The following is a 24,320-nucleotide window of genomic DNA, read 5'->3' on the forward strand; positions in this document are numbered from 1 at the left end:
CGCTGGGTTCCTCACGATACACGAGACCAAATCGTCGATTACATCAACCATTGGACGAAACAAACTGAGCTGCCTGCAAAGCAACTGCTGCTGTGGCTTGGCTTGGCGGCCAACAAGTTCCACACCTGGAAGAAACGCTACGGAATGGTCAATGACCACAACGGAAAGATCCCTCGCGACTGGTGGCTCGCGGATTGGGAGCGGCAAGCCATTGTCGCGTTCCATGACAAGAATCCACTGGAGGGTTATCGCCGATTGACTTTCATGATGCTTGACGATGACATCGTTGCGGTGAGCCCTTCGACGGTTTATCGCGTTCTCAAAGCAGCGGGGCGTTTGGACCGCAAATCCGCGACCAAGTCGCTCAAAGGAACAGGCTTCAAACAGCCTAAAAAGCCGCATAGCCATTGGCATACCGATGTTTCTTACATCAACGTTGGTGGAACGTTTTTTTACTTGATCACGGTACTCGATGGCTTCAGTCGTTACATCGTGCACCATGAACTTCGCGAGTCGATGACGGAAGTGGATATTGAGATTGTGATTCAAGCAGCGCTGGAAAAACATCCCGGTGTGAAGCCCCGAATCATCAGCGACAATGGTCCGCAGTACATCGCGAAAGACTTTAAAGCATTCGTTCGCTTCAACGGTTTGACGCATGTGACGACGAGTCCTTACTACCCGCAAAGCAACGGAAAGCAGGAGCGATTTTACGGGACGTTGAAGACGGAGTGCATTCGTCCCAATCCGCCGCGAGATCGTGACGAAGCGGTCAAGCAAATAGCTGCTTATGTGTGTCATTACAACGAGACGCGTTTGCACAGCGGGATCGGTTACATCACGCCAGCGGACTGCTTGAATGGCCTGTCCGGCGAGATCCATGCAGAGCGTGATCGCAAGCTTGAAGAAGCTCGTTCACGCCGTCGCGAGCAAGCATCACTTGCAATCGCGAGCTGATGTGAGAGACTGAGAGAACTTGGTCGGAGGATAGGGCACTGGTGAGGACCAACCCGAGCGCCGTGCCAAGTGAAACGTCGAAGGGCAGCGGTGTCAGACGATGCCGCTACTCTTCCCTTCGATGTTTCCACAATGCGAAAAAACTTCGGGCAGGATGCCTGATCTTCACGGCAGGAAGCCGCCATCCTGTACTACTCGCCGGTTAGCAAATTCCAATTCCCGTTGAACCAAGACAGCCCCACCTGCTGTCAACGCCTTGGTCAGTGATCCCTGAGGAGTTTGCCCAACACCTTGGTTTCACCAACAATCGTCTTAAACTCAAAAAACGACTTCTCAATTTGCCATTTAACCTGAGACGCTGCTCACACTTCCGGCGATCTGTTTCCCACGTTCGACTTGGGCACACTTACCTTCTTCGACCCAACCCAGATCTCATCACCACGATCATCAAGCATGCGAATTTGCCAACATGACTGGTGGTTACCGTTAAAGACGGACCCCTCATAACGCGTACCTGACTTTCGTTTACAAACTGACAGGCACTTACACACCTTCATCTCGAGAATGCGGGTACCGTCGTTCCTCAACAATTTAAATGCTTGATCAACAATGCTGAGTGATAAGCAGAACATAACAACCGAGACCGTAACTCCAGCTGTAGCCACCCCTACCCGTTCGATTCGTGTGCAATCGCACGGCAGGCCATTCCCCCCGTGAGGTCTGTTTGACGGAATTGCATTAAAAAGGCCCCGACAAATCTCCATTCGTCTTTAGCGTGCATCAAACAACACGCTCGGATGAGGCAGCAAGCGTCTTGATACTTTTGGCAAGTTTGGAAGTCGTATCATCGCGCCGCATACGCCAGCACCAATTCCCTTTCGGATCGCCGGGGTGATTCATACGGGCACCTTTTCCCAAACGTAGCAGATCCTGCATTTGGACGATCGCCGTGCCGGCGGGACTAGTGAAGGCCAACCTAATCATCGCGCCGGCGGGGTCAGAAGCAGCAGAAGGACCAGCGTAATCGATGAAACGGCGGCGGGTCTGTGCTTTGATGCTACGGTACCAGCCCACCACAGTGTCATTATCGTGTCCTCCCGGATATACGACACACTCGCGAGGATGGTTGTGCGGCAGTTCAGCGTCAGCCGATGGCGTACCAAAGAAAGCTAATTGCAAGCTTCGCATTCCGATAATACCAAACTGATCGCGAAGACGATTCACAGGCTCAACCCGATCCCCAAGATCCTCAGCAATGAAGGGTAGCGGACCAATAACCCCTGTGAGCGATGCAAGCAGTTCGGCTCCGGGTGTACGTCGCCAGTGTCCCGCACGGAGGTCAGTGGCATTGCGCGGAATCTCATAGAGATTGTGAAACCCCACAAAGTGATCGATTCGCGCCAAGTCGAACCTCTCAAGGGTTGTACGAACCCGGTCTTGCCACCATGCCCACCCCTCCTTCCGGTGCGCTGCCCATTTGTAGTGGGGATGCCCCCACAATTGCCCCTCTTCAACCGCGGTCGCACCCCAAACCTTAGACATCTCCTCATCAGGTTCAGACGGTGGCGGCACGCCAGTCAACATCGTCGGCCGCCCGGCACGATCAAGCCGAAAGAGCTCCGGCCTTGACTCGACATCGGCACTATCAGGTGCGCAGAAAATGGGGATGTCGCCAATGAGATGAACGCCTCTTTCAGAAGCATGCCGCCGGAGCCTGCCCCACTGCCGATCAAGAATGAACTGGAGGAAAGCGTGATAGTTCGGATCACGTTCGCATTCAGCACACGCCCGCATCGTTTGAGCCTGACCTGCTGCGTAGCGACACCACGCCCGAAGCCAACCTGCCTGCCGAACCTCGAAATCCACGTAATTCCTACCACGTATCCCAAGCGTTCCTCTGCGAGTACAAAATGTTTTGAACGCGGATTCAAGACGTGGCCTCTTCCATTTTCGAGCACGACGCCAACCCGCTCGTCCTCGGTTGTCTGCCTTCTCGTCTTCCCCACTGCACTGGACAGCCGAGTCTGGCAGGTAACCATCTTCCGCGAGATCTGCGATGGACACCAGCATTGGTTCGATTGCGAAACTTGAGAGGGCACTGTAGGGGGAATCACCGTCGCCCACAGGGCCTATCGGAAGAACCTGCCACCTCTGCAGACCCGCCGCTGCAACCCACTCGGTGAATTGACGAGCTGTCGGACCTAGATCACCGATACCAACCGCACCATCTATCGCGGGTAGCGAAGTAGGATGAAGCAACACACCCGCAGTACGATCCGCCAACAGCGGATGCCTGCGGGACATTTCAGACACGCTCATTGATTTCATCGGGACGCATAACTCACACTAGGGCAACCACCCACTTTCCTGATCAGCCGCAAACAGAACATCGTCGCGGCTACAGGACGAACGCCTCCGTAAGCCGACGTTCTCGATGATGTTAATCCGAATCGACTTCAGGTCCACGGAGAAATCATGCTTAGTTACAATCCTTATTACTTTTCCAACCCACAGTGCCCGCCCCGACTATCCCTGCCCTTACGAACAGCCTGCGTGCCCATCTAGCCCAACTGTTCATCTCGACAAGAGGTTGACCTCGTAATGCAAACACCTTGCACCTTCAACTCGATCCCCTGATGTCTTATAAAGCTAATGACGATGGTTGTGTAATTTGGATCCCTAAAAGTGACCATACGACAAGGCATATTTGGTCAGAAAGGCTTCCCGGTATTCCATGCAGAACCAAAGAGAACGCAGCGATGAGTATCGACGGACCCGGCTCCCATGTCAAAAATGCTCACAGAACCATGCTTGCCTCAGGCGAGCCGATAAGTCCCCCGTCGAGGTAGCAGCAGTATGACGCACGCACATGGTCGGTTCGAATCGGCGACGCTCCCAAAAGAAGAAGCTGCGCGAACCATCTGCTGCCCAACGCGAAGTCGGTGGCAAGATGCCGCGGGCAACACCCCGGGTGAACTCGGCCGATGGATCCGCAGTATTGCGACAAAGCTAGAGTCAGAAAACTTGGCAGAGGACTCGCGGATCGTGATTGGCGACCAGACCGCCGACTGCGACATTCAGCAAAAAACGGCTAATATCGTGTGGGCAATTCACCACCCGGATCGCCCTGTGCAACAACGTCCTGAAATCTTCCTCCAAGACACCGAAACACGAACCTTGGTCGCAGATGAGGTGCGCGAACGCTTACGCCCCTGCGAAAGGGTTTTAGAGAACTTGCTTCTCCGGAGCGGCTACGCACAAAGTCGTCTCGCCACGGAATTGCCTTTGCTCGGCAAAGTGCTCTCGATGGACGACGACACCAGCGTTCCCGCCTCTGCCCCTGTGCTGGAGATTTGCCTTGATGATTTCCCCGGCACTGTCGAGAACAGTCAAATCCTGCACAGCTCGGATCGTTTCTCCGACCTGGGTGGTCAAATCTCAATGCGTCCGAATCGCATTGGTGCTGCCTTTGAACCGCTCGGTCGGACAGTCTCGGATCTCAGGCGGGGGGCCCTCGGCTCTGTTCCTGTCTCGTTTGGCCGCAGCGACACCATGCACTTAGCATTCGAAAGAATGCTGCAGAAAGGCGAACCCTCACGATTCTCAATCAGCCACGCGGAACCGGTCCACGAAAACGAGTCTCGCAACATCGAGATTGCAGCGATTGCTATAACCGAATACGGAATCCCAGACTTCCGAACCGTTGCGATCGTCGACGCAACCATTTCAAATGCGGGGCGACCGATCGAACATAGAACCATCCCAGCCGGTGAAAATGGCTTCTTCGCATTTCGGCACTCCGAGACCCACATTTCATCGTGCATAGCGAGAAATCTTCGGATCGGGCTCGACAACTTTCCGTGGTGGTTCCTGACGGACGATCGCATCTCACGACGAAACCCACTACAAACGGTTCGAACCAGCTATCGATCCGACAATGAACTGATCGCCAATTTACTTCTCCCACTTTCCACCGCGATCGGTCAACCACTCGCGTACGGACAGGGGGTATCCACACGCGTACTCCACCAACCGGCAAACACTGGTCACCGCCCGAACCTTCCAGAACAGGCCGCGGCGTCACTCGTTGGCGCGATGATCGCCGTGCAAGTCCAACGACATCTGGAATTTTCTCCGGGAGGGGTCGCTTCGCTACCCGAGATTTCCGATTCCTACAAACTTCCCAAAGACGCAGCCGTCGGCGTCTTCGAACAACTTGAGTCACTCGCGACAAGTTGCCTTCGGGTCGCCAATGCGGAAACCAGTCTCCCTGATACGATCACTTGGTGCGAGGCAATGTACGGAGATCTTAGTCGTCGGCTAGCCGACTTCAACCTCTCTGTGTTCAAGGCAGAGCTTGATATAGAGGCACGGGACCAACTACGCTTCTATCGCGATGTCCTGCTGTGGTACCCGCGTGTCAGGCGATACATCATCGATGAGATGGTTCGTAAAGACCGCTTTCCCGTCAAACGCTACATTGATTGACCCCACACCTGTCGAATCCAACAGGTTTCTCCACCTTCTAAAGACCAACCGCTCCCGCCTCAACCTCGTTTAAACAGGTTGGAGAAAGCGGAGTTCGCGTCATGTGTTCCCACTGATTCACCTTATTCTTCGCATTGCTCTGGTAGAAGACTGGAGTTCGCAATCCGTAGACGCGGAATCGAGGTTGTGTCTGGAATGCCACCGCGACGTCAAAGGGTTCATCGCGCTCATAGATTGAGTGTAGCCCGTCGGTGATCACCGCTTCTGCAAAGGCCCGCGTTAAATAGACGATAGCGTGAGCCGCATAAACACGTTCAATCTTGAACAAGTCCTCTGAAACAGGAGTAGCAGCATAGTCAGGATTGCCATGACTAGTACCAAGATACAAAGCGTCCGCATCGCCAGGACATTCAATCGCCGAATCTGGAAATCCCTGCACCTCTACATCATCCTCGAGCACCAGTAGCGGAAAGGTGTCATCTCGCAGAGCCGCCCTCAGCACGCCAAAATGGCTCTCGGCACAATTGCGGTAATGCTCTTCCCCATGGTTGACCCCCGCGTGCGGTGCAATCCCAGTGACACCACTGAAACGCCGATGCTGCTGCATCTGCACTCGCCCGAGTAACGACTCCATCTGCGAAGCCTTTTCCACGTCCGCATCCACATTGATCCAGCTGCAAACCGTTGCACGGAGATCGATCTTAATTGAGTTTCGCATACGAAAACACGGGATAAAACTTTGACACGATCCACATCATTAGGACAGTGATCAGGTCACTGAAAGAACGCTCTTGGCTTTATAAGACCATGACCAAAGTCCCCTCAGCGGTTTCCGTATGATTGAAATCCTGAAGATGACCGTCTAACAACTGACGATGACACCGAGTCCTATTAAACACGCCAATTCTAACGGGTCAATTGCATGAGTAAATAATTTCCCATTGAAACGAACGTAGAAACAAAGCACTCATCTCAGCAACACAAATCTGAAGTTCCGAGCGTGTTCAAGCCCCCAGCCTTTCCGCCGTATCCGCACAAATCCTCCAAACCAAAAAGAAAACGGTTCACAAACATGCATCAAACGACATCATTGGCAGGCTACGAACGATCAAATACAAAGCCCTACGCGACAAGTTACCGCGAAAAGAGTGCACGCGAGAATCCACCCGCGACAATTCAGCAATGACAAATCTTCTACTTGAAAAGAATCGCCATCAGAAACGAATTGGCAAGCTTGCCCACCAATTCCTTTTGTCCGACCAACACCAAATTTCTTAGCACATCCTATGCTGCAACAAATCAAACTCGTTCATGCCAGACAACCATGCGTGAACAGTGGCCTTTGTCGCAGTAGAGACCTGAATCTCTTTGCTGATTGCTTCCTCAATCTTCTCGCACTCCAGCATCTTTCCCACTTCATAGTCATGGTAGTCGTAAAACGATATAAAAGATTCGAGCAAGTCTCCCAACGACAACAAATGTACACTTTCAGGATAGCTTAGCGAGCCAGTCGGTTCCTCCTGCTCAAGCAACGAAACAATCTCGCGAGCAACCTGCTGAATCGGTGTGAAATATCGAATGCAATTTAGATCCCTAACAGACAACGACTGCGATGCTTGTACCTGAGCACACCAAACTGGTACGACACTGCCGTCACTGCCAAAAAAATTCACCCCCCGATAGCAACCGTACCCCATCCCCACAAACAATTGCTCCATCAGTAGTTTAGTGTACCCATAAATCGAACTGGGATTTTCAGCCTTATCAGTACTAATGCCTAGAACGGGCAACCCCAGATCTTTGCAAATCCTTGCAACGTTAGCGCTGCCTGTAACGTTGACCCCAATCGCTTCGAGTGGGTCTTCCTCATTCCTATCGATGTACTTATTGGCTGCAGCATGAACGACGTGCGTGATGCACTCACGCTCCAACAAGCTCTTTATTTCCTCGATTATGCCCGAGTCACAAATGGACCCATGCAGGACGGGTATAGAAGGGTTGGTTCTATCAAGCTCCGCAATTGTCTTCACGTTGATGTCAACACCGGCAACCTGATGCCCTTTGGATTCAAGGTAGCGAGATAAATGACGCCCCAGGAAACCAGACACTCCCGTTATAAATACTTTCACAATCCCATCTCCTCGTCCTTACCAACCGATGCGTTCCTGGAAATATGCAGGATCCACCTTGGGCAGGTAACGCCAATGGCCAACTCTGCTCACATCAAAGAGAAGCCGCGTGCAATACAACACCATCGCTAGGAAAAATTTTTCTCTCGCGTGTAATCCATTATCTGTTTTTTGTTTTCCACGCCGATCACAAAATTTGCGTGGTGAAGAAGTACGTTCTCTGGCACACGGAACCTTTCACCAGACCAGGGTCGTGCTGCAACGCGGCCATACGTAAAAAACGCCGGTGATAGTTTTTTGTGCTGACACATATGCAGATGTTCATTCAGCGTTGTCTGATCTTCTCTATTGTAGTTACGCTTCATTGCTTTGAACATTGCCAACGTAGTGTGGCTTGCTTTGCATACAAAAACGCCGGAACAATACGCGGTCACATCATCTTGGCACGCGATATCGAAATCACCTATTTCCCTTACAAGCAGATCAACCACATTTCCAAAAAACTGAACGTCAACGTCACAGTAGAAAAAATGCTCGCCCATGCTCTCTTCACACGCAGCCACGAACAACTCGACTTTTCTGTAACAAATTTTGTCCCAGCCCTCGTGATAAAAACTTCCCGTGGGACACTCTTGTTCGAACAACTCAGTGGCGTGCAATTCAAACTCATCCGGAAGAGTCTTTAGAAAATAATCTTCGTACAACCCTTTATGAGAAGGTGTGAATAATGTGTAGACTCTCATTCTCTCGTTTCCAAAATAACTTACGCACTGTTTTCGTGAACAACATTGGACTACTTGCCACCGGGATCCGACCTATTTCACTTTGACCACACTAATCACAATCGCTTCCGAATCTCCGCACAACTTTCTGCAAGCACTTTCTATTTCTTCCGGAATTGCGCCGACCAAAAGTATAGCTACGAAGCGTAAAAAAGCCCAATAAAAACGATGCTGAGTTAAGCGAAACACTCTGTCAATTCAACCACCCAAAACCGGAGTATCACGAGAGCACCGGGTATATAACGAACCACTGCAACTTTACGGCGGCGCAGTGTCATCACTGCTCCTCAGGATATTGCACCGAGGCAAGTACCTCGTATAGTTCTTGAAATCCTGCCCGATCAACTTTCTCGCCAACCCGCACCATTGCCGGGACCTCAAAATCACAATCCGGCATTAAAGAATTTAGTGAGAGAGTTCGCATTAGGCGAACGAGGTCGTTGTAGGCATACCGAGACAGAAAACCCTCAGAGGTGACATTGTTCAGGAAACCACCTCGCCATTGATATCGCACCGTCTGCAGATTCATCTCCGACCACATTCGATTTCCTCGGTCGCCAAATGGCCCGATCACAAAACGCATCGCATTAGGGCCGACAAATGATGGCGGGAGAAACCAACATTCACTCCAAGCAGCGTCGAGCACAATCTCCGTAGCATTTTCCGGAATCTCAAAATCTTCGACGAGAATATACTGCTTCTTGATCATGTCTCCGCAACCAGTGAATGGCCCAACATGATCAGCAACGAACTCTTTTGGATACGGATCATCCGCCGACACAAACGGCGCGAGCAACTCTTCAAACCGCCTCACTAAACTGATATACGCCTGCAGGTGATCATTCGAAACTTCGCGAACACCTAACGCATTGGCAAGCCCTGAATCTCGGTGCAACAGCGACTTGGGCCCGGCAATACTACGCGCAACCGTATGAAAGAAAGCAAATTTCCCAAACTGAGCCCAAACCTTTTCCACTGCATCTGATGAACAGTTTGTGATCGCGACTGGCTGCCCTGAAACAACGCGCCAAGAAAAGCGTCTTCCATACGCCTGAAACATCCGACTCGTCACATCCGCACGGGTAAAAATTTCAATTTCACCCACAATGGGACACTTAGACAGCACCTTCCCTTGCTTGAACGAACAGATCGAGTTCGCTATCTCACACATCTCATCAAAGGTCGTGTTGTCACGAATGACAATTGCCAGATCAATATCGCTCATTCCCGGAACATGCTCATTCCGAGCGTACGAACCTTTGAGCATCACTGTTTCTACTGCAGCATGCTTGCGGACCATCGCAATGAAACGATTTAGCACAGCAGCGTAGAAAATACGATAACCGTGCGACAGGAACGGCACCCGATGCGTAGCTTGCACAAACTCCTGTAGCATTATTCACAAAAACCTAAGATCAAAAAGATAAAACCAAGGGCGACAATGTCGAAGTGACGTCACTGTCACTTCTTCACTCAATTCCAACTCACAAAAGTACTTACTATCCATCCAACCACATTGAGGGTGAACAGAGTTCCGCAAGTAACTGCGTCAGCTAACTGCCTCATTCAGAGCAGTCTACTTGCTTTCAATCATGCACCGTAGGATGCACCGGAATTTTGACTAGATGCCTCCAACAGAGAATTCGGACACGACTCGCTAAAACTGTTCAGGCTTGATTAGCATGCCTCGCTTTGCAAAGTAATCAGCATGCACATCTGGGCAGTGCACTCATGTACTGAGTGTACTCAGTGCACTCACATGCTCAGCGCTCTCAGACGATCATGCCCATTTTTAGTTAGCCACACAAATCGCATCGCATCGCAACATGTTAAACGCTACCGAAACCGGTACAACCACGGACGCATTTAAATTCCCCACAACAACTGCGGATACCCGGGAGAAGTTTTATATGTTTGTGCTATGGTGGCTTGTAGGAGGCCGATGCTCACCGAAGCGCGGCCGTTAACATTTCAGTGGACCGCCCCCAATAGCCGCCGTGCAACTCTACCAACAGCATTCTGCAGCCAACCCTGTTTTGTTTGTGCACATCCCAAAAACGGCAGGCACCGCGTTATTTGCGCTCGCGGCAAAGGTCTATGGGCGGATCCCCGGGCGTATTGATCCACGCATATTCAAATTACCATTAAATTGGCACGAATTTGACGACGCGGACGCGATCGCACAAGCGATAGCCAATCGCCGGGACCGCCCCATTTCTTTCATCAGTGGACACTGCAGTTATGCAATACTAGAAAATCTCCCGTTCACCCCCCGCGTGTTTTCCATGCTCCGACTCCCCAGTGCACGCGTCATCTCGGCATACAACAACATGAGGCGAGATCCGAAAAACGGATACCACTCCACCGCAATAAATATGTCACTGCATGATGCACTCAAAGAACGTGCAATTCCGGAACTTGAAAATGGACAAGTACGCCGAATCGCAGGTCTACCACCCAACATCGGGCCCCTGACGCAAGAACATCTTGAGATAGCCAAACACAATCTCAACGAGGACTTCGCTGTAGTCGGTTTGACCGAGCGATTTGACGAGACTGTCGAACTTCTCCGCATTACATTCGGTTGGCCCCGCAAAGGTTACATGCCTTGGAACGTCGCTCCCAAAACCCAGAACAAAAGCGAAAGTTCAGTCGCAACCAGCCAACTGATAGACGAAAGGAATAAGCTCGACAGGAGTTTATATGAATACGCGGAACAACGTTTTGATCATCAAATAGCAGGACTGCAACCAGATTTCAGCGTTAGCGTGGAACGTACTCGGCAGTTCAATCGAAACTGGTATCGTCACTGGCACAAGTGGGGAATCGCACCACTACGCCAGATAAAACGCAAGATGAATTAGACGACAAATTGCTCGGCCGAATAACGAACAAGGAACCAATCCATGCACTAATCACTCCCACAACACCCGAGAGTAGGCCAACAACTCCTCCACCCTCACCAGCCGTCTACCGTGTGAGAGCGACGCTTTCCAGCGTCAATCAGAGCCAAACTTAGTGAAATTCTTTTCGCCGCAATTACAAACCCCCGAAATGAAGTCACTATGCAAACACCGGTGTCATCGCGAGCTTACCGGCCAATAGGTCCGCCCCTCAAGCTGCATTGGCAAAGAACGCTTTGTCCCACCCTGGCCCTGAGCCTCTTGATAACGAATTCGGTAGAGCATGACTCGCCTAGTCCGAGATTTCATATCGACATTAAACACCTCTAATAACTCGTACTTCTGAGACTCGGCCAAAGTCACTAGTAGATCCGCTAAGGCTTCACCCTTGCCTCCTGATGGTTCTTCGAGCAGCAACCAGTTACAGCCCGTTCGACGGAGTTCAGCAGCTATCCATTTCTGATTTCGTGAAATTTCTTGCTGCCTTTCCCGAGACTTGTCGGCCAACCACTGCAAACTAGGCTTGCCAGCAGGCCGATCGGGTTGAAGCTGCAGCTTTCGAACCATTACCAATTGCTGGCGTAGGTCATCGTCTAAACAACGAAGATAAAACGCAACAGTGCCATCATACGTTCCATGATAAAGAACAGGCTCTCCCGGCGCGACCCTGATCACGTGTTCGGCAACCCTTGTGAAACCGTTCACAGTTTTGATCAACTTATCTTTTGTTATCGCAACGTAGTAAGTGGAATAGATGATCAAGCCCACAACAGGTATCGCCCAAACCTTCTTCCTAAACCCACCAAATAACCGACTACCGCTCAATGCAACTAACGCGCAAGCGATCAACCAGGTCGCCGCGGGACATGCCCACAACAAGTATCTCTCGTCCTTGGCCCAAATGCTCTGCAACAAGCCGAGCGTAAGCAATGAAGCAAGAACAATCCGAATCGCATCCTTCCTAGTTCGGGGCATCATCAGTAACCACATCACTCCAACAACCACCGCCGGAATACTCCACCAGCCAATCAAGTTGGGGATGGCATGCAAGTAGAAACGTGGCCAAAGAACCGATTCCAACCCCTGATTGCTCACCGCTGCTTGCGAAAACTGTGCGGAACTCATTCGGAACAGCAACCAATAGAGCAAGCCGCATGTAACCACGCATGCGACCACCACAGCCAATACTCGTGGATTCAAGAGGCAACGCCAGCGTCTGTCTAATAGCAGCCATAAGCCAGCAATAGGAATCACAACACCGACAGTGGGGTGTATGCAAATACTCAAAGCCGCGAAAACCAGGGCTAAGCAAAGCTGCTTGTAATCGCTGCTGCTATCGGGCCGCTCGAGGACACATCGCAGGTGAAAAAGACAAGCGACTCCCAATGCCAATGCAGGAACATTTAGCATGACGGCACCAGACCACTTCATGATGCCTGGCATCAGAAGAACCAGCCCAGCCACAATTCCAGCATCACTTGAAACCCAACGCCGGAGCCCCAGCAGAGTATAGACGCCCAAAACAAGGGCAAAGAGCTGCACGATAGTCTTGGCAAGAAAACCACTCACACCAAAAACCGCGAATGCTCCGGCAAGCAGCAAATGGAACAGCGGTGGATAACGTTGCGGTGAAATCGCAGGATACCGCACGTAGTATTGGTGGGCGTACTCAACTGGATTGGGCAAGCCCTCCTTTACCAAGTCCAAATAGAAAACAGCATTCAGTGCATGCCTAGGAGAGTCCCCCTGAAACCAGATACCGTCGTTACCCCAATGCAACCAAAGAGGAATTGCCCACAGCCCAAGGAGCAAAACAAACTGAAACCTTAGAGACTGAATCATCGCAGCAGCCGGACGAATTTCTTTGGCAACTGACTCACTTTCCGCTCTTTCATTGGACCTGAAATACATGTGCCTAACTCTGTCAGTTTCCTCGAAGCAGAATCCAACTTTTTTATAGCCTAATCGCTGCCATCGAATTTCATTCCTTGCAAATGAACAAACACGGATGATTACGCATCCCCAAGACTTCAATTTTTTGCCATCCGCCCCCTTATTCACGTACTCTCGCGAAAGAATGGAATCCCCAATGAGTGAAGCACAGTGCCCGCAGCAAAGGAAAAACCACAATAAAGAAAGTAGGTGACGTGCAGTGCAAGACACAAAATTGCAAACGGAACCCCACCCACCGCTGATAAAAACCGCAGGCTCTTGTGGCTAATAATACCGATACACGCTACGCCCAGAAACACTATCGCAAGAAGAGGCTGCAACACGAGAGCGAACACGACAAGGCCCAATAACAAAAAAGCACCGATCCAAAGAATCAACTGTCTACCTGTTTGACGAACCGTTGCAACATCGGTCACAAACAGCAACCCAAGCGCACAGAGTGGCAGGAGTAACAACGCAGGCTGCAAGCACACGAGCACAGTGAAGACGCAAACTATCAGGCCGGCGATGCTTACGCTGACACGCTGGGCACGACCAACATTCAGATCATCTGGAATGTTCCCAGCTTGCAACATCAAACGCGTCCAAGGAATTCCGCGAAGGAAAACATCCGTGTATAACAAACTTTTGAGGGTCCACTGCTTGGTGTGCTGCACCTGAACTTCCGGCACTGAGCCAACGACGTAACCTGCCTCTGAAATTCGCATTCCAAACTCAATGTCCTCGATGCTCGGCATTACAAACGCCTCATTGAATCCCCCGAATTTGTCAAACACGTCTCTTCTCACTGCTCCACAACCGCTCCAGAAAGTCTGTGCTTCCCGACTCGATCCCTGATGATAAAAGTGGTGCATCAAGTTCTTGTAAACAGACACGAGATTGCCTGCCTTTGGATGTCGGTCATACGATCCGAACACAGCCGTCCACTGATTCTCCGCGAGCTTACTTTTCAACTGCAGGAGCGTATCCCCGCGAATCATCACATCGCAATCGACGAATACAACAACTTCGCCCTCGCACTCCCTGACCGCTCGGTTTCTCGCGACTGCAGGTCCGCTTCGTTCCTGCAATGTGATCACGCGTACGCCAAGCCCCTCCGCGATATCCCTAGTTCGATCCGTGGATGCATCGTTTACCACCACAATTTCAAAGCTACACCCAACAGAACGCTTGATTCGGCGCAAGCACTCCTCAATGTCATTTTCGCCGTTCCGCACCGGAACAACAACAGAAACATCGGGAGAGGGCGAATGTTTAATTTTCTCGCTCAAATCGGACATGGAGCATTTTTGAATACAAAGCAGATGATCAATGAACAGAGTGCAAACCGGAACAGGCCTACAACGTACTGACGGATGACCTCAAAAACTGGCTACCCAACTTTGCATGCATTATCTTCCGCTTGGCTCGAAGACTTCTCGTCGCTTTGGCTAAGCCGCACCTTGCCCGTTGTTGCATTCGCAATGCTGCTGAATTCACTGGCCCGCTCTTCACTGGAGATTTCTTCGTGGTATCGCTTATCTTCGTTAACGCTCCAAACATCATTATTTGTATCGTTAATCACATTTCCTGCTGCAATGATACCAGTGAGCATTGCATGGTCTTGATTGTTGTATCGATGCAACCCATTGCGTCCGATTGTTTGCAAATTCTCAAAACCCTCAACGAACTCCCGCAGCACTTGTAAGTGTTCACGATAAGTGGCGTCGTACACAGGGTAAGATTTTTCAACACGGAACACACAACCATCAATGACGTCATCAACCTGCAACAATCCCAACTCCTTCATTTCCTGCTTTGCAAGTTCGACAAGCTCATCGTCTTCCATATTCCAGATCGCGTCTCCTTCATTACAGAAGTATTCCAGCCCCAGACTACTTTTCCCTTTCTCGGGAACCATTTCCGAACTCCAGTTTTTATAATTCTGTATTCGTCCAACTTTCACGTTCGCGTCATGAATGTAGATCCAGTTGTCGTCAAAGAGTTCCGCAACATCAATGATCAGACAAACGGTAAGAAAATCTCGGTAACGCAGTTTTTGGGCGGCTTGCCGCACGCTCTCCGGTGCCGGCGGGTCTAGCCTCAGGACGAGATCCGGCAATGGCATGCTCGAGATGAAATGAGATCCATCAAACCTAGCGATATGGGCAGATGGCTCACTCAGCGTCTCAACACTTTCGATCTTGGTTCCACTCCTATTAATTCGCGTTACATCGGAGTTTAGGCAGACTTTACTTCCCCTACTTGTGACCTCCGATGCTACAGTCTCCCACATCATTCCGGGACCTTTTTCGGGATACTTGAATGATTCGATCAGGGTCTTGATGCCCTTATCTTTCTTTCCCAAAGCGGTTAACACAGCCGTCTTGAGCGATAGGCCTTTAATTCGCTGCGCAGCCCAGTCGGCACTCAATTCACTGCAACTGATCCCCCACACCTTTTCCGTGTAAGACTCAAAGAAAATTTTAAAAAGTCGTTTGCCGAACCGATTTGTGACCCATTGCTCGAACGTCTTTTCTTCCTTGTAGGGAAATGCCTTCCAACGCAGGCAACTTGCCATAATCGTGCAAGATTCGATCACCCCGAGTTTGCGAAAAGCGTTTAACGCTCGCAGGGGATAATCAAAGAATTTGCGGCGGTAGTAGATACGTGACTTCCGCTGTCGAACAAGGAACCGATCGGCAAGCAACTTCTCCCAAAATTCATTCACGGCGTCCGACTTGGAGAAGAAACGATGCCCTCCCATATCAAACAAAAAACCTTTATACGACTCAGTTCGCGCAATGCCTCCAACGATCGAGTGTTTTTCAAGCACTGTCACCTCTATGTCAGCGTCAGCCAGTAGAAAAGCGGCAGTCAATCCCGACGGCCCACCACCGACAACAACTACCTCTTTCGTATCCGCAGAATCCATATTAGCTATCTTGCTCATCAACTCTCATGACCATCAGATAAAACATCTCTCATCCTTTTCGACGACATCTCAGCGTTTGTTTACAGATCCTAGCTCACGCAAACGTTGAACCATGGAGCTCAGGCCTAGACCCGCGCGCAATCCTACAAGGACGTAAAGCCCCGTAAAGCCCCCGAGGGCGCAAAGACAATTGCAGTCGCATTTACCCGTAAGAGCCCTGCTGTCAGTCTATTCCGCAAACCGGCCTTTGGAAGCAATTCCTTCGCTATTTGCAGTTCTTTTCATCGTGTTGCTCGACAATCAAGACCTAACCACTCTGCTAAAAAACGAAGCACCAACCTGAGACAAAGGGTCGCAAGCGACACTGTAAGAAACTGACCCACTGCCTCCTACTGAAGCTTTCTGGCAGACCATTGGTGCCCAAGCACCAACTTAAGGGCCATCAGCCTCCACTTACAGTCCGCTCAGGGACACGAAACACAAGCACCACTCAGCAGCCTCGTCACATCTCGCAACTGGGCAAACTCAAAGTGTCTTTGCGTACACGAGCATGTCCCTTGCCCGATACTTCCACCAGCCGCCCGAGCTTGCCTGCACAATCATGCCGAAGTTTGCGCAAAGGTGCCGTTGCCTAGGTAAGGGCCGGCAACACAAATTAAAAAATCTATGCCTTCGCACCTTCTCACAAGCTATTTGGTCATTAGAGTGAGACTCCGTGGCGCCTGACATTAGTTTGATATGAAATGCCCAAAAATGGCCGATCCCTCGCACCCTTACTTTTTATTGTTGCCCGTTCTTCGGCAACACTACCGGATCGTAGCCTTCTTCATTACTGTTACTCTTGGCTCACTGGCAATCGAGGGCTTAGGCGTGGGAGCGGTCGTTTCCATGCTGGATGCATGGGGTGAGGGTGGCTTTGCTGACAGCCTTCCAATTATCGGCGAGTTGCGACAGAAGGTAAACGCGTTAACACTAACCCACCGAGTACGACTCATTGCGTCGGTTCTGCTCGGTATCGTTATTGCAGAGGCGACGCTTCGATACGCGAGGGAAATCCTCGCTCTCCGCCTCGCAGTGCGAGTTAATGCGGGCCTAAAATTGGCATTGACCGACCAGATTTACGACGTCTCACTTCGATACATCAACCGTCAGCCCGCGGCTCACCTGACCTCGTTATTACTGACCGAGACAGCGCGATCCGCCCAGCTACTGTGTCAACTTGCGCACATGGGATCATCGCTAGCAATCCTTGTGATGTACACGATTATCATGCTGGCTTTGTCTTGGAAGTTGACGTTACTCGCTGGCTTTCTTCTCATCGTTTTTTCTTACCCCAGTCGCCTCCTCATCCCCACCTCAAAATTACACAGTACTGGCGGGAAGATCGTTGACAGCCAGAAACGCTTGCACGCGACCGCAGCCGAGAGTATTGCGACAATTAAACTTGCTCATCTGCATTCATTGGAAGAACACAACAAAGGAAAGATAAAACAGGCAACCGACGACTATTTGCATGAATGGTACGTTGGCGAGCAAAACATATGCCGAATGAAACCTCTGATGAGTGTCTTTGCGGTGCTTGGCTTGGTGTCGCTTTTAATCGCAGCGAGTTTTTTTGCGGAGAACGACAATGACTCATGGTTAGCCAACACTTCGATTTTCCTATTAATCGTATTTCGGCTGCTCGATCCTGCAACGCAACTGAATCGGAGCCACGCGCAATTTGCAAACTTCTTCCCGTCCTTTCTCTCCATACAACAGTTCCTTGAACGTGAGAACAAACCATACATAAAAAGCGGAAGTATCAAACTCGAAAACATGGAAAGTGGAATTCAGTTCGAGAATGTTTCGTTTTGGTATCCTGAGCAAAACGAAGCGGCACTGCGGAACCTTTCGTTTGAGATACCTTACGGTAAGAAAACTGCAATCGTCGGTGCTTCAGGATCTGGTAAGTCAACCATCATTAACCTGATCTCTCGCCTCTATGATCCGGACGAGGGTTTGATCAGCGTTGACACGCTCGACCTGCGAGAACTGGACTTAGCCTCTTGGCGGCGAGACACCGCCGTTATCAGCCAAGAAAACCTGCTTTTTCACAGCAGCATCATGGACAATCTCAAGTACACACGCCCCGACGCGAGTGATGAAGAAGCATATGCTGCCGCGAAACTTGCTCAGATCCATGATTTCGTAGAACACTTGCCCAAGGGCTATCACACCGTGATCGGGGATCAAGGCATTCTTCTTTCCGGCGGCCAGCGTCAACGCCTGGCAATTGCCCGTGCACTTATTGCGGACCCAAAACTTCTGATCATGGATGAGGCAACCAGTGCATTGGATTCAGAGACGGAGCAATTAATACAGAAATCTGTCGATCTGTATTCAGAGGGCCGTACCGCTGTCATATCTGCTCATCGTCTCTCAACCGTTCGTGATGCGGACAACATCGTCGTACTGTCACACGGAAAGATTGTGGAACAGGGAACTCACATGGAATTGATGGCATACCAAAGCCATTACAAAAAGTTGGTCCAAGCTCAAAATTCAGAAAATGCCCTACCCTTCTAAAACAGGCTTGATCTCAGCTGTACTTCTGTTTGGGGGCTTTTCTCCTGACAGGGGATCGAAGAGTACAAACATTGTTCACGCCTTTTAGCCCACTAACGCACACCCTTCGAGAACACGGTCACGTTACGAGCACGCAGCCCGTCGAGTCCCCTGCACTAACCTCACCGCCGTTACCACCCAAATTCCCAAATGAACCTTCATCCGCGATGCAAATGCTCTGATTTCTCCTTTCATGGGTATCATGTGCGACTCTGCTCGGACAATGCACAACGGATCTCGGATGTCCGAACTGACTTTTCCCACTTTCACATTCCAGAAACGCCTGAATCGACGAAGCCCGATCTAGAGATACATTTTCACAATTTTTCAAGCCGTCCCCAGTTACCGAGACTCCCTGCGTCGCAACACACCCCGCGAAATGTCGTCTACCGTGACGATGCGACTTCTTACCTTGACTACAGTGGACGCGCCTTGGCAAAGATTTCAAACAGGGGAAGTCAAATTGACGTCTACTCAGACGACCGCCACTTAGCACACGAAGCTGTTTACCTAACGATCCTCTCATACACGGGTGAATACTTTGACCGCACGGGGCGGACTCGAGTCCATGCGTTAGGCCTTGAAACCGGCGGGCAAGCAGTTCTGCTAATGCTCCCTAGCTCGGGCGGAAAAACAACAATGGCACTCAAGATGCTGCAAGTGGATGGCGTCAGGCTCCTTTCTGAAGACTCCCCACTCATGACGCGAAATGGCGTAATTGAGCCATTCCCAATTCGTATTGGTGTGCGACCGGGGACAGCAGTTCCCGACATCCCGTCCGCTCTTCAACTGGACATTGAGCGTATGGAATTTGGCCCAAAGAAACTGATCGACATCGAAGCCTTTCACGACAGGATTTCGGGACCTGTGCCAATTTGCGCAATCCTCTTGGGAACACGTTTTTCGTCCGGTGAATCACGCATCATGAAAGTGAGCCGCCACAAAGCGTTAAGACCGCTGATCTCGGATGCCGTTGTCGGCTTGGGGCTGTACCAAGGCGTCGAATTTGTCCTTCAAAGTTCTGCACTGGAACTGCTCGGCAAGGGCAGACTCGCGTTCGCGCGTTTGCGGAACAGCCTTGGCGTCCTGCGGCGTGCGGACGTCTACCGCTTTGAGATGGGCACTGATATTGAGCAAACCGCGAATACGCTTGAAACATTTCTAAAGCAGATTCCACCGAAAACTGAATGAAGAAGATTCCTTAGCCAAGACTTAGTCAATCATCGTCTAGCAGCGCTACCGATGCCCAGCATCCACGCCGATGAATCGGACCGGATGCCGAACCCGCGCATGTGGTTCCGACGGTTTTCGGTGACAGTTTGAACTAGTTGTGTGTGGTACTTTGCACTTGCATCAAAAGGATCGAAAGAGCTGATTTGTCTGCGTCCGAGTCGGTTCGCCCCCCGACTTCACGATTAGTTACGTTTTCTTGAGGGGGGCTATTTGCCGAGCAGATTTACAACCAGCCTGCTGCGTAACAGCGAATCATGAAAGCCACACGCAAACTCGTACTTTAATAATTTGGCCGCTTCGTTTTTTTGATAGAGCAACAGTCTTTCTGTAAATTCGTCCAGTCGGTTCCGGTTTAGTTTTGGAATGTGAGGTATCTCATTCCGGTTTCCCAATCGTCACTGAGTTCTACGAGAACAGCGGTGACGAGTCTTAGCAGGGAAGATTCATTGGGGAACAGTGTCGCGACTCGAGTGCGACGTTTCAGTTCCCTGGTTTGTCGTTCAAGCATGTTGGTTGTTCGCATCCGTTTGCGGTGCTCGCTTGGGATGCCGAAGACCGCTAGGCCCTCAGGAATATTTGCTTCTGCCCACGAAGCAAGCTTTGGCGCTTTTAGTTGGTAGCGACCGACGAAGCGAGTCAGTTCTTCCGCTGCGTGGTGCGGGTCGGTTGCACTGAAAATGTTCCGAATATCATCAGCGACTCGCTTTCGCATTTCGACTTTGGGGGTGTGATGCATCGCGTTTTGGGCCAGGTGAAACTGACAACGCTGCCAGGGAACACCTGAGAAAGTCGCTTGGCGAGCTGCCTTAAGTCCTTCGTGTGCATCACTAACGATCAGCTTTACTCCGTGCAGGCCGCGCTGCTTGAGTGATGTAAGAAACTCACGCCAATGCACTTCTGCTTCGGAGAGTGACACACTCACGCCCAAAACGCTGCGATGGCCACTTGGTTGGATACCGATCGCGATCAACACTGCACAGTCGCGTACACTTCCTGCCACGCGGACTTTCTCGTAGCGAGCATCGACGATGAGATATTCGATCTTATCGAGAGGGCGATTTCGCCAGATTTCGAGTTCTTCATCAAGCAACTTTGCGGCGCGGCTGACCTGGGTGCTGGTCACGTCCAGGCCACACAGCTCGGATGTGATTTTGGCGACTTTTCGCGTGGAAACGCCTTGGACATACATTTCTGCGACGGCAAGTTTCAGAGCTTTTTCACTTCGTTCTCCGCGTTCCAGAGCAGATGGATAGAAATCTCCATCTCGGGTTTGAGGAACTTTCAGCTCAAGCTTGCCGAGTCGCGATTCAACGGTTTTCGCCTTGAATCCATTGGAATAGGTACGACGTTGGTCGGTTCGCTCGTAGGGTTCAGCGCCGAGGTGCTCGGTGCGTTCAATCTTCATGGCTTCGTTGAAGAGAATTTGCATCGCGTTGGCCATTCCTTCTTGCCATTGCTGGCAAAAGAACTGTTTCCCGCGGCGATCGCATTTTTGCTGCGAGGCTCAACCTTCACATTATAAGGCGGATCTGTATTCACAAGATGGATCTTCGCGCCATCAAGAAGCCGGTCCACGTCCTCAGCGTTTGACGAGTCACCGCACAGCAAGCGATGCTCACCAAGAATCCATAAGTCACCGGGCTGCGTTACCGGATCGTCTGGCGGCTCAGGCACATCCTCAGGATCGGTTAGACCTGCCTGGAGCTCCGGGTCGAGCAGTTTAGCTAGTTCGTTTGCATTGAACCCCAGAAGCTCAATGTCGTAACCATCCGACTGCAAGCCACCAAGCTCAATGGGCAGTAAGTCAAAGTCCCATTCTGAAAGCTCGCCAGTTTTGTTATCCGCAATGCGATAGGCTTTGATCTGCTGATCACTGAGGTCCTTCGCGACATGAACAGGTACTTTCTCGAGTCCCAGCTTCACCGCTGCCTTGTACCGCGTATGTCCACAGATGATGACACCCTCGACATCAACAACCAGCGGCTGTCGAAAACCATATTCGGTGATCGATAAAGCTACCGAGTCCACAGCTTTGTCATTGGTACGCGGATTGGCGTCGTAAGGATGGACGTTAGCGATGGAGCGTAATTCCGTTTGCATGGTTTCTTCCGTGATAGAACTGTAGGGCTTGTTCAAAAAGAGATGGCTTCGATGCGGGCTGCGTGTCTCCAACTGAAAGACTTCTCCGTGGTCTCTGGAGGCCCACGCTGCGTGTGTGATTGTGCCCCACGGACTAAAACAAACTCTGAGTAACAAGGTGGCCGTTCCGTGTGCCCATAAAGGCGACATTTGCGTCGGTAGGGCCCATGGTTGGCGCGAAATCTTCCACTAACTTGCATTGGCGCGATTGACGCCCATGAGCCAGGTAGATGGCGTGATTTGCGCCATTGCTTTGGCAATGGGATAACCGTTGATGCTGCCCTGGCTTTGTCCACAGGTTGGTTGCTGCCGTTGCATCCATCACCGCCGAATGCACAGCTGCTGGGTGCCCCCGATTGATGGGTAGCGAGCCAGTCAAATTCGACGGGATCTAACTGACCTTGTGCGGACGTTGTGAACGTTGCGTACGTTTGTCCTAGTAGATCCTTATAGGGGTAAATGTGTGACAGATACCCTCTGGTTGTCAACGATAACCATTTAACGTCTGCAACGTCTGTAGCAAGCAATAAAATACTGGAAATAACGGGCTGAAACCGCCGCGGACGTTTGGGAGTCCAACGTCCGCAAACGTTCGCATGCATGCTCAACGTCTGCAAACTATTTTCGTGAAAGTTAGTGTACAGTCTCATATTCTTTCGTCAGGTGACTCAACAAGTAAAAAGGGTGTGGAAGACGGTCATTTAAAGCCCAGAAATCTGCAGACGTTGCAGACCTTGGTATCCAAGGTGCGCAGACGTGTTTGCGACTATGGAGCGTCTTCAATAGCTACTCGATAAGAGGTCAAACGGCCGTCTGATTGGCGTCTGAAGCTGGCAGTTCTGTGTTCGCCGATATTGAATCGATCATTGACAAATCGGCCCGCCAGGATGCCCATACGTGTGCTCCTTGACCTCGGTGTGCCCTCACCAATATCTTCGCGTAGTAACCCTTCTGAGATCGCCAGATCCACTAATTCAGAAGACGTCCACAACCCTTGTGGATGGTCTGCAAGGATAGTCACAAGCTCATCGAATTCACGACGGGTGTCATCCATCTCTGTAGCTGCCTCCTCGGCGTTTTCCATAAAGTCGGGATTGTTATTGGCACATAGTATTCCACCGACGATGTTGCCCCAGCCACGCTTATTGAAACGGGTGTGCACTTCGGCAAGCGGCATGCCAGACAACTTCCAGCGTTCGACCATGTTGACGAGTTCACCGAGAATCTGAACGCGATGCTCCTGGACATAGCCTTCGGGATCATTCATCGAGAATGCACGACGTCTTGGATCGCCTTCGTGATGAAGATTGATGATGACCGAGCGAGTGATCAGGTCTCGGCTTACGTCAGGAGAGTTGGCTGTAATGCAGAACTGATGTGAATTCTCTGCTCTGATTTCTTGTGAAAAGCCAAGAAGCCGAAACGATAGAATCGGGTCGGTAATGGATCGCTCGAGACAAGCGGAGTCGATCTTGTTGCGTTTGCCACGGGCTTTTGCATTGTCAATCACAATCGTGGTCACACCGCGGCGCACGATAGCCCCAAGACGCTTTTCAAATTCTTCATCGTTAGCGTTATAAGATGCTGTTTCAACGGGCTGTCCATCACGCAAGATAGCAAGGATCTGTGCGAGAATGGATTTCCCTAACTCCGGCTGATTGCCATTGAATAAGGCGGCTGGCTTGGAACCCAAGAAGCGTGATACCAGAAGACCAGTGAGTAGGATCCCGATGTAATTGGTGCGGTCTGCAGGCTCCTTCCAACAAAAATCCAGCAGCAATTTATCCAAATGCTTCGTGCCTTCGATGGGTTTGATTTCCGGTCCAGCGTAATAGAATCCGGACTCTTCATCGTAACCTGGCTTAAGTAGTCTCCAATCGTCGGTGTAGATCGGGCTGTGGCTGTATAGCTTTACCGTGGGCAGCCTTTCACGCTGCGTAGCATTATTAAGCCAAGTGTTTGCGTAGATAGGCGACAGAGGCTTGTATTCGGCTCCCTCGTGCGAGATGTACTTAAACTCGACGTGCTGATTGAGTAAGCCTGTAAGCTCGGCAGAAGAGAGCACGGGGTCGATGTTCTCATTGCGGATCACCACGTGTCTTGGTTCAACGGGAATTGGAATTTGCTAACCGGCGAGTAGTACAGGATGGCGGCTTCCTGCCGTGAAGATCAGGCATCCTGCCCGAAGGTTTTTCGCATTGTGGAAACATCGAAG

The 24,320-nt window shown here is 50.9% G+C and carries 16 protein-coding genes; 5 read left to right on the top strand and 11 right to left on the bottom strand.

Annotated elements, in window-relative coordinates:
* Positions 1–42 precede the first annotated feature (42 nt).
* Positions 43–957: an IS3 family transposase gene (locus SV7mr_RS09050; protein WP_145277861.1), complete on the top strand. Its 915-nt coding sequence runs from the start codon at positions 43–45 to the stop codon at positions 955–957.
* 780 nt (positions 958–1,737) lie between these two features.
* On the opposite strand, the gene SV7mr_RS09055 is transcribed toward SV7mr_RS09050, so the two are convergent.
* On the bottom strand, positions 1,738–3,285 hold the full coding sequence (locus SV7mr_RS09055) for a 4-alpha-glucanotransferase (RefSeq protein ID WP_145271247.1): 1,548 nt from the start codon (positions 3,283–3,285) through the stop codon (positions 1,738–1,740).
* Between the two features lie 801 nt (positions 3,286–4,086).
* Here SV7mr_RS09055 and SV7mr_RS09060 point away from each other — a divergent pair.
* Positions 4,087–5,445 (top strand): hypothetical protein, encoded by a 1,359-nt coding sequence (locus SV7mr_RS09060; protein WP_419188298.1) that lies wholly within the window; start codon positions 4,087–4,089, stop codon positions 5,443–5,445.
* Positions 5,446–5,482: 37 nt separating this feature from the next.
* Here SV7mr_RS09060 and SV7mr_RS09065 read toward each other — a convergent pair whose 3' ends face one another.
* The 4 genes from SV7mr_RS09065 to SV7mr_RS09080 form a co-directional block, all read right to left on the bottom strand.
* Positions 5,483–6,163: a glycosyltransferase family 25 protein gene (locus SV7mr_RS09065; RefSeq protein WP_145271251.1), complete on the bottom strand. Its 681-nt coding sequence runs from the start codon at positions 6,161–6,163 to the stop codon at positions 5,483–5,485.
* 556 nt (positions 6,164–6,719) lie between these two features.
* Positions 6,720–7,574, bottom strand: a complete 855-nt coding sequence (locus SV7mr_RS09070) for a polysaccharide biosynthesis protein (protein ID WP_419188299.1) — start codon at positions 7,572–7,574, stop codon at positions 6,720–6,722.
* 128 nt (positions 7,575–7,702) lie between these two features.
* Positions 7,703–8,317 (bottom strand): putative nucleotide-diphospho-sugar transferase, encoded by a 615-nt coding sequence (locus SV7mr_RS09075; protein WP_145271255.1) that lies wholly within the window; start codon positions 8,315–8,317, stop codon positions 7,703–7,705.
* A 316-nt stretch (positions 8,318–8,633) separates the two neighbouring features.
* Positions 8,634–9,752, bottom strand: a complete 1,119-nt coding sequence (locus tag SV7mr_RS09080) for a nucleotidyltransferase domain-containing protein (protein WP_145271257.1) — start codon at positions 9,750–9,752, stop codon at positions 8,634–8,636.
* 601 nt (positions 9,753–10,353) lie between these two features.
* Between SV7mr_RS09080 and SV7mr_RS09085 the strand changes: the two genes are divergently transcribed.
* Positions 10,354–11,220, top strand: coding sequence for a hypothetical protein (locus SV7mr_RS09085; RefSeq protein ID WP_419188300.1), 867 nt, complete (start codon positions 10,354–10,356; stop codon positions 11,218–11,220).
* Between the two features lie 216 nt (positions 11,221–11,436).
* On the opposite strand, the gene SV7mr_RS09090 is transcribed toward SV7mr_RS09085, so the two are convergent.
* The 3 genes from SV7mr_RS09090 to SV7mr_RS09100 form a co-directional block, all read right to left on the bottom strand.
* The gene (locus SV7mr_RS09090) at positions 11,437–13,320 is read right to left on the bottom strand and encodes an ArnT family glycosyltransferase (protein ID WP_145271261.1); all 1,884 of its coding nucleotides are present in this window, start codon (positions 13,318–13,320) and stop codon (positions 11,437–11,439) included.
* Positions 13,317–14,492 carry a glycosyltransferase family 2 protein gene (locus SV7mr_RS09095; protein ID WP_145271263.1) on the bottom strand — a complete coding sequence of 392 codons (1,176 nt, stop codon included), beginning with the start codon at positions 14,490–14,492 and terminating at the stop codon, positions 13,317–13,319. The genes SV7mr_RS09090 and SV7mr_RS09095 overlap by 4 nt, the downstream gene beginning before the upstream one ends.
* 92 nt (positions 14,493–14,584) lie before the next feature.
* On the bottom strand, positions 14,585–16,144 hold the full coding sequence (locus SV7mr_RS09100) for an NAD(P)/FAD-dependent oxidoreductase (RefSeq protein WP_419188301.1): 1,560 nt from the start codon (positions 16,142–16,144) through the stop codon (positions 14,585–14,587).
* A gap of 735 nt (positions 16,145–16,879) precedes the next feature.
* On the opposite strand from SV7mr_RS09100, the gene SV7mr_RS09105 reads away from it, so the two are divergent.
* A complete protein-coding gene (locus SV7mr_RS09105) occupies positions 16,880–18,694 on the top strand; it encodes an ABC transporter ATP-binding protein (RefSeq protein ID WP_419188302.1) in 1,815 nt (604 codons plus the stop codon).
* Between the two features lie 471 nt (positions 18,695–19,165).
* A complete protein-coding gene (locus SV7mr_RS09110; RefSeq protein ID WP_145271267.1) occupies positions 19,166–19,924 on the top strand; it encodes a phosphoenolpyruvate carboxykinase (ATP) in 759 nt (252 codons plus the stop codon).
* A 394-nt stretch (positions 19,925–20,318) separates the two neighbouring features.
* Here the strand turns inward: SV7mr_RS09110 and SV7mr_RS09115 are convergent, their stop codons facing one another.
* The 3 genes from SV7mr_RS09115 to SV7mr_RS09125 all read right to left on the bottom strand — a co-directional run bounded on the left by SV7mr_RS09115 (position 20,319) and on the right by SV7mr_RS09125 (position 24,200).
* Positions 20,319–21,395: an IS256 family transposase gene (locus SV7mr_RS09115; RefSeq protein ID WP_473163681.1), complete on the bottom strand. Its 1,077-nt coding sequence runs from the start codon at positions 21,393–21,395 to the stop codon at positions 20,319–20,321.
* Positions 21,368–22,066, bottom strand: a complete 699-nt coding sequence (locus SV7mr_RS09120; RefSeq protein WP_145271272.1) for a ParB N-terminal domain-containing protein — start codon at positions 22,064–22,066, stop codon at positions 21,368–21,370. Before SV7mr_RS09120 ends, SV7mr_RS09115 begins: the two co-directional genes overlap by 28 nt.
* An 805-nt stretch (positions 22,067–22,871) precedes the next feature.
* Positions 22,872–24,200, bottom strand: a complete 1,329-nt coding sequence (locus SV7mr_RS09125; protein WP_145271274.1) for a hypothetical protein — start codon at positions 24,198–24,200, stop codon at positions 22,872–22,874.
* Between the last annotated feature and the right edge of the window lie 120 nt (positions 24,201–24,320).

The organism is Stieleria bergensis (genome assembly GCA_007745635.1).
Classification (GTDB): domain Bacteria; phylum Planctomycetota; class Planctomycetia; order Pirellulales; family Pirellulaceae; genus Stieleria; species Stieleria bergensis.

Excerpts from the sequence above, each read along its gene's own strand:
- SV7mr_RS09055 (WP_145271247.1), bottom strand. The coding sequence starts at position 3,285 with ATGAAATCAATGAGCGTGTCTGAAATGTCCCGCAGGCATCCGCTGTTG.
- SV7mr_RS09065 (WP_145271251.1), bottom strand. The coding sequence starts at position 6,163 with ATGCGAAACTCAATTAAGATCGATCTCCGTGCAACGGTTTGCAGCTGG.
- SV7mr_RS09075 (WP_145271255.1), bottom strand. The coding sequence starts at position 8,317 with ATGAGAGTCTACACATTATTCACACCTTCTCATAAAGGGTTGTACGAA.
- SV7mr_RS09080 (WP_145271257.1), bottom strand. The coding sequence starts at position 9,752 with ATGCTACAGGAGTTTGTGCAAGCTACGCATCGGGTGCCGTTCCTGTCG.
- SV7mr_RS09095 (WP_145271263.1), bottom strand. The coding sequence starts at position 14,492 with ATGTCCGATTTGAGCGAGAAAATTAAACATTCGCCCTCTCCCGATGTT.
- SV7mr_RS09100 (WP_419188301.1), bottom strand. The coding sequence starts at position 16,144 with ATGAGCAAGATAGCTAATATGGATTCTGCGGATACGAAAGAGGTAGTT.
- SV7mr_RS09105 (WP_419188302.1), top strand. The coding sequence starts at position 16,880 with ATGGCCGATCCCTCGCACCCTTACTTTTTATTGTTGCCCGTTCTTCGG.
- SV7mr_RS09115 (WP_473163681.1), bottom strand. The coding sequence starts at position 21,395 with ATGCAAATTCTCTTCAACGAAGCCATGAAGATTGAACGCACCGAGCAC.
- SV7mr_RS09120 (WP_145271272.1), bottom strand. The coding sequence starts at position 22,066 with ATGCAAACGGAATTACGCTCCATCGCTAACGTCCATCCTTACGACGCC.